General features: G+C 49.2%; 6 protein-coding genes and 1 pseudogene. 5 read left to right on the top strand and 2 right to left on the bottom strand.

From position 1 onward, the window contains the following. The 4 genes from WBV75_RS04600 to pheS form a co-directional block, all read left to right on the top strand. Positions 1-1,507 (top strand): SulP family inorganic anion transporter (locus WBV75_RS04600; protein ID WP_424119475.1); only part of this gene is annotated, 1,507 nt, incomplete at its 5' end. 23 nt (positions 1,508-1,530) lie between these two features. Then, positions 1,531-2,157: a carbonic anhydrase family protein gene (locus tag WBV75_RS04605; RefSeq protein WP_424119476.1), complete on the top strand. Its 627-nt coding sequence runs from the start codon at positions 1,531-1,533 to the stop codon at positions 2,155-2,157. 88 nt (positions 2,158-2,245) lie between these two features. Next, entirely contained in the window at positions 2,246-4,114 is a 1,869-nt protein-coding gene (locus WBV75_RS04610; RefSeq protein ID WP_424119477.1) for a SulP family inorganic anion transporter, read from the top strand. A gap of 66 nt (positions 4,115-4,180) precedes the next feature. Then, the gene (pheS, locus tag WBV75_RS04615; RefSeq protein ID WP_424119478.1) at positions 4,181-5,200 is read left to right on the top strand and encodes a phenylalanine--tRNA ligase subunit alpha; all 1,020 of its coding nucleotides are present in this window, start codon (positions 4,181-4,183) and stop codon (positions 5,198-5,200) included. A 67-nt stretch (positions 5,201-5,267) separates the two neighbouring features. On the opposite strand, the gene WBV75_RS04620 is transcribed toward pheS, so the two are convergent. Both WBV75_RS04620 and WBV75_RS04625 read right to left on the bottom strand, forming a co-directional pair. Next, a complete protein-coding gene (locus tag WBV75_RS04620) occupies positions 5,268-5,735 on the bottom strand; it encodes a CYTH domain-containing protein (RefSeq protein ID WP_424119479.1) in 468 nt (155 codons plus the stop codon). Further along, positions 5,732-6,436, bottom strand: coding sequence for an NAD(P)H-binding protein (locus tag WBV75_RS04625; RefSeq protein ID WP_424119480.1), 705 nt, complete (start codon positions 6,434-6,436; stop codon positions 5,732-5,734). Before WBV75_RS04625 ends, WBV75_RS04620 begins: the two co-directional genes overlap by 4 nt. Positions 6,437-6,464: 28 nt before the next feature. Between WBV75_RS04625 and WBV75_RS04630 the strand changes: the two are divergent. Next, positions 6,465-6,699: pseudogene (locus WBV75_RS04630) on the top strand (DNA polymerase IV); the annotation flags it as partial.

Below are 6,699 nucleotides of genomic sequence, written 5' to 3' on the forward strand. Positions count from 1 at the left end.
GTGTCTGGGCATCGCTTTGGCCAGTGGTGCACCCCTCTTTTCAGGGGTTATCGCGGGTATCGTCGGCGGGGTTGTTGTCGGGATGCTCAGCGGGTCCCAGGTAGGGGTGAGCGGCCCGGCGGCAGGATTGGCCGCTATTGTTTTAACAGCCATTGGAACCCTCGGGGGCTATGAGAACTTCCTGCTTGCCGTGGTCCTGGGAGGTGCCATCCAAATGGTTTTTGGGTTCCTGAAAGCGGGGGTTATCGGGTATTACTTTCCGTCTTCTGTCATCAAAGGGATGCTGACCGGAATTGGAATCATCATTATCCTGAAACAGATTCCGCATTTCTTTGGGTATGACGCGGACCCCGAGGGCGATTTTGCCTTCATACAGGTCGATGGGGAAACTACCTTCTCAGAAATTTTAAGGACTTTTCAGAATATTTCACCGGGCTCTACCCTGATAGCGCTTATCGGCCTGGGAATTCTAATCCTGTGGGACCGGATCCTGACCAGAAAGCATAAATTTTTTCAATTGGTTCAGGGTCCTCTGGTTGCGGTAGTCAGTGGAATCCTGTTTTTTATGGTGACCCGGGATAACACGTTTTGGGGAATCTCATCTGAGCACCTGGTTAATGTACCGGTCCCCGAAGATGCCGCTTCCTTCCTTGCCCAATTCAGTTTCCCTAATTTCGGACTTATCGGACAGCCTGAAATATGGATAACGGCATTTACCATAGCCCTCGTAGCGAGCCTTGAGACCTTACTTTGCGTGGAGGCCACCGATAAACTCGATCCGATGAAGCGGGTGACTCCCACAAACCGGGAGCTGCTTTCGCAAGGGGTGGGGAATATGATCTCAGGCCTTATCGGAGGACTGCCGGTTACCCAGGTAATCGTCCGGAGTTCAGCCAATATACAGTCGGGCGGACGGACAAAACTCTCTGCTGTAATCCACGGGTTTTTCCTGCTGATTTCCGTAATCCTGATCCCCGGGCTTCTCAATAAAATCCCCCTTTCTGTTCTGGCCGCAATACTCTTTTTGGTCGGCTATAAACTGGCTAAACCCACCCTCTTTAGACATATGTACTCCATGGGCTGGAAGCAGTTCATTCCCTTTATTGTTACTGTTCTGGGAATCATTTTTACCGACCTCCTGGTTGGTATCGGACTCGGGCTTGGGGTTGGCATTGTGGTCATCCTATTCAAAAGCTACCAAAACAGCCACTTTTTACACATAGTGGACAGAAGTAACGACCAACACAGGATTCGTATGACGCTGGCCGAAGAGGTCACCTTTTTCAATAAAGGTGCCATTCTCAAAGAATTAGATGGTCTCCCTGAAGGTACGTTCCTGGAACTTGACCTTAAGAAAACGCGGTATCTGGACAATGATATAATTGAAATCCTGGATGACTTTGCGTTTAAGGCCCGGGATCGTAATATCGATATTCTGCTGATCTCCGAGAAGGGGGAAATCCATAACCCCATCAATTATTCTGAACATATAAACCTTCAGGCCTAAAACACCTGAAAATACCATCCAATATGAATGCACTTACTAAAGAAGATCAGGCCGCGATAACACCCGCGGGAGCGCTGGCCTTGCTCCGGAGTGGCAATGAACGTTTTGTTGCAAACCGCCAGGCCCAAAGGGATCTCCTGCAACAGGTACAGGCGACCTCAACGGGCCAATACCCCTTTGCGACCATCCTGAGTTGTATAGACTCCAGAGTTTCAGCTGAACTCGTTTTTGATCAGGGTGTAGGGGATATTTTCAGCGTTCGTGTTGCCGGGAATATCGTCAATGACGATTTGCTGGGAAGTATGGAATTCGCCTGTAAACTGGCCGGGACAAAACTGATTTTAGTCCTCGGACATACCTCGTGCGGAGCTGTCAAAGGAGCTTGCGACGATGCGCGAATGGGAAACCTCACCACCCTGTTGTCTAAAATAAAGCCCGCTGTTCAGGCGGTTACAACACCTGAAAAACCCGAAGAACGCACCTCCCAAAATCTTTCATTTGTAGATCAGGTAGCTGAAACCAACGTGCGTTTGACTATAGAGAATGTTCGAAAACTCAGCCCCGTCCTCCGTATGATGGAAGAAGATGGGGAAATCCTGATCTCCGGAGCCATGTACGATATCGCCTCTGGAGAGGTTCGTTTCCTGTAAGGCTGATGGTCAGTACCCCCGTCCGCCCCGCGATTTCACTCCGGACAATTGACTGGCAGACGACCTTTTCACTCAAATCCGAACATCATTGAAGCACCTGTTCTCAAATATAAAAGGAAATCTTTTCGGGGGCATTACAGCTGGGATCGTCGCCCTGCCCCTGGCCCTTGCCTTCGGTGTTAGTTCAGGATTGGGGCCCAGCGCAGGACTATACGGCGCTATTTTTATCAGTTTTTTTGCAGCTCTCTTCGGAGGCACCCCAACTCAGATTTCAGGACCTACTGCACCTATGACCGCAGTGAGTATGGTTGTAATTGCCGGGATAGTAGCCACTTACAATGGCGTCCTGGACCAGGCCCTGCCGGCAATCCTTATGGTGTTCCTTTTGGCTGGGTTAATGCAGGTTCTCCTCGGAGTGCTCAAACTGGGCATGTATATACGGTATATCCCCTATCCTGTTATCTCGGGTTTTATGACGGCTATTGGCCTGATCATTATTATAACGCAACTCCTGCCTGCCCTCGGCTATTATCCCAAAGAAGATTCGGAGTATATAGATATTTTTAAACCACAGGCCGAAGAATTACTCCTGGAAAACATTCTGGAAGAAGAAGCAGGAGAAGGCATCCTGGTCCTTGAAGACTTTAAGGAAACCATCGAAAGGTCTGGAGAAATTACCTCAGAGGCTATCCGTAAGGAAGCGCAGACCCTTGCCGGATCTCAGGCCTCCGGAGTGGTTGGGGCCATCCGTGTCCTGCCAAGGGCCCTGGAGCATTTGAATTGGGTTGAATTGATACTTACCCTGACCACCATACTTATCATCTATGGTTTCAAAAAAATCACCCGGGTAATTCCCAGTACACTTGTAGCCCTTTTAGCAGTATCCGGGGTGGCCTATTTTTTCAATATACAATACCGTCCAATCGAAACCATCCCACAGGGATTGCCATTACCTGAATTCCGGATATTTACAGAATTCGACATGCAGACCATTACCCCCTATTTATTTACCGCATTTACCCTGGCGCTCCTGGGCGCCATAGATTCGCTCCTGACATCTGTCGTAGCCGACAATATGACTAAAACGAGACACGAGCCCAACCGGGAGCTCATCGGCCAGGGAATCGGCAATAGCATTGCGTCCCTTTTCGGGGGACTGCCGGGAGCTGGTGCCACCATTCGCACAGTGGTAAACATCAATGCGGGTGGGACTTCCAGATTGTCGGGTATGATTTCAGGGGTTCTGCTACTCTTTATCCTGCTCGCCCTGGGTCCGGTAGCTTCCCAAATACCCGCTGCCGTACTGGCCGGAATCCTGATCACCGTTGGGATTAGCGTTATGGATTACCGGGGGTTAAAGGCCATTCCCAGCCTTCCCAGGAATATGCGTTTAGGCCCTGTACGGATTAGTGCCGACGTGGTCATTATGCTCGTGGTAATGGTCCTGGCCACAGTTTGGAATTTGGTATATGCCGTTGGGATTGGCCTGATTATCGCATCCCTTATTTTTATGAAGGCCATAGGCGACCTGACTTCAAAACGCTCAGAGGTCCGCGCCCTGGAAAAGGAAAAGGCCTGGCCCGATGAAAAGCAATTCCCCGAATCCCTCGACGATAAAGTCTTTATAAAGCACCTTAATGGCCCCCTTTTCTTTGGGAATACCAGTGGCTTCCAACAACTATCCCTGCAAATACCTCCTTCTGCGCATACCGTCATCCTGCGTTTAGGCCGGATGCAGTATATGGACCAGTCGGGGCTTTACGCCATGGAAGAAGTATTGCAGGGCCTTGTTCAAAAGGGTGTCACTATACTCTTTGTGGATTTGCTCGAGCAACCCAGGTATTTGATGGAAGGCATTGACATCATTCCGGAACTCGTGCCCGAAGACCAGATCTTTGAATCTTTTAAATCGTGTATGTATTGGATCCGAGAAAACAATCCTATTCCAAAAAGCTGAAAAATAGTACATTTGTGCCCTGCCACAGCCTCACTAGGGGGCATACCGGGAAAAACCGTTATCTGCATGATTGACCAACTGAAAAAACACATCGCAGAAGTCCAGGACTTTGACACTGAAGACGCCGAGGCTGTTGAGGCCTTCCGAATTAAATATCTTGGAAAAAAAGGACTCCTCAACGATTTTTTTAAAGCGTTAAAAGACATTCCGAAAGAAGAGAAACGCGCGTTTGGTCAACAGGTCAATGAATTAAAAGTTGCCGCTACGGACAAAATCAATGAGTTGCGGGAACGTATTGAGGGGAGCGATCTGAGTGAAAACCAATACGGGGACCTTACCCGTCCGGGAGAACCTATAGAACTAGGTGCGCGACATCCTATCTCCATTGTACGGAATCGGATTATCGATATTTTCTCAAGGATCGGGTTCACCGTTTCTGAAGGCCCCGAAATTGAGGATGACTGGCATAATTTCACGGCACTCAATCTTCCCGAATACCATCCTGCAAGGGATATGCAGGACACCTTTTTTATCCAGACGAATCCCGACATCCTCCTGCGCACCCATACTTCCTCGGTCCAGGTGCGGTATATGGAAAATAACCAACCCCCCATAAGAACCATTTCACCGGGGCGGGTGTACAGGAATGAAGCTATCTCGGCCCGATCACATTGCTTTTTCCACCAGGTTGAAGGATTGTACATTGACAAAAATGTATCCTTTGCCGACCTGAAACAAACCCTGCAGTATTTTACAACAGCCCTTTTCGGAAAGTCGAAAATAAGACTGAGACCCTCTTATTTTCCCTTCACCGAACCCAGTGCCGAAGTAGACGTCTATTGGGGGCTTGAGACAGAAACCGACTACCGGATGACCAAGGGAACAGGTTGGCTGGAAATAATGGGATGCGGTATGGTGGATCCTAATGTGCTCGAGAATTGCGGAATAGACGCTTCGGAATACTCCGGTTTTGCCTTCGGAATGGGAATAGACCGGATTGCACTATTGCTTTATCAAATCTCAGACATCCGCCTGCTCAGTGAAAACGACCTCCGCTTTTTAAAGCAGTTTAAAAGTGTCTTCTAAATTCTCCTCAGCGGAAATCCTTTGGCCGCCCACCACGGATGCACTTCAATAACCAGGCGTGCAGCCCTTACCATTTCGTAAAAGGGTTAAGGCTGAGTTGGGAGTTATAATATCTGTTGTCTCCGGTCACCTCCTCCCCCAACCAGGAGGGCTTTTCAAAAGACTCCGAGGCAGCGGTGAGTTCTACTTCCGCCAGAATCAACCCATCGTTCAGTCCGGTAAATTCATCCACTTCAAAAACGTGTGGGCCTACCTCCACCTGGTACCGTATTTTTTCAACGGGAAAGGATTCGCAGAGCAAGAGCAGTTCCTCTGCTTCTTTGAGCGGAATTTCGTACTCCCACTCCGGGCGGGAAGTGCCTGCATCATAGGTCCTCCCTTTGATCGTCAAAAAACCCTGGGGGCCTATACAGCGGACGCGAATCGTCCGATCGGGATCTGTCGAGAGAAAACCCTGTAGAATCCGTAATTGCGACCTGGATTCTTCCCGATAGTCAGGGGCAGTTACGAGAAACTTCCTTTCAATCTCTATCATTTCATTTGGGCTTTATCCCCCTTATCCGATCGTCCGGCCTGGGCCAGTTTAACAATCTCATCTGAGGGGATCCGGGGTTCTTTTTGCGGGTGGTCTGCCAAAAAAATCATCGCATCGGCAATATCCGCCGGATCGATCATTCGGTACTTTTTCAATGGCCCTGTCAACAGGGGTTGCAAAAACCTCATAAACTTCTGGGCGATCTGTTCCCCTATGCGGGTCTCCTCCCGGTTTCCGCCAATGAGCGAAGGTTGTACTAATTGAATATGGGGTACCCCGCTTCGAAGTACTTCAGCTTCCATTTCACCTTTGATTCGGTTATAAAAGATACGACTCCCCGGGTTTGCCCCAAGTGCAGAAACTACAATCAGCGCAGGGATCCCGTTCTCCCTGCACAGTCGTGAAGCCGCCACGGGAATACCATAATCAATCGCCCTGTAATCCTTCTTATCCGGGGTTTTTACCTTTGTCGTTCCCACACAACAAAAGACTACATCTCCTTTAAATGCAGTTTTGTAATCCTTAAGCGCGATCAAATCCGCTTGAGTTTCTGTAAGCTTGGGGTGGGTAAGTCCAAAAGGATTCCGGGTCAATATCCGGACCTCTGAAAACCTCTTATCGTCCAGTAATCCCAAGGTCAGCAGACGACCTACAAGGCCCGTGGCTCCCAATACAATGGCCTTCTTTCCCTGGCTTTCCATCGCTTAAATATATAGTAAATTTGAGACTATGGATCCGGAAGTGCCCCTGCGCAAAATAATTCATGTGGATATGGATGCTTTTTATGCCTCAGTCGAACAAAAAGATAATCCTTCCCTCCGGGGAAAGCCTGTGGCTGTTGGCGGAGGATCTAAAAGGGGGGTTGTGGCCGCTGCGAGTTATGAAGCGAGGGTCTTCGGAGTACGCTCAGCCATGAGCGGGTATCTCGCCCGACAAAAGTGCCCTGATTTGGTCTTTGTAAAAC

Origin of the sequence: Robiginitalea sp. (assembly GCF_049588695.1) — a bacterium.
Classification (GTDB): domain Bacteria; phylum Bacteroidota; class Bacteroidia; order Flavobacteriales; family Flavobacteriaceae; genus Robiginitalea.

Bases quoted from the DNA above. Each gene is read 5' to 3' on its own strand.
- WBV75_RS04625 (WP_424119480.1), bottom strand. From the start codon at position 6,436: ATGGAAAGCCAGGGAAAGAAGGCCATTGTATTGGGAGCCACGGGCCTT.
- WBV75_RS04605 (WP_424119476.1), top strand. From the start codon at position 1,531: ATGAATGCACTTACTAAAGAAGATCAGGCCGCGATAACACCCGCGGGA.
- pheS (WP_424119478.1), top strand. From the start codon at position 4,181: ATGATTGACCAACTGAAAAAACACATCGCAGAAGTCCAGGACTTTGAC.
- WBV75_RS04620 (WP_424119479.1), bottom strand. From the start codon at position 5,735: ATGATAGAGATTGAAAGGAAGTTTCTCGTAACTGCCCCTGACTATCGG.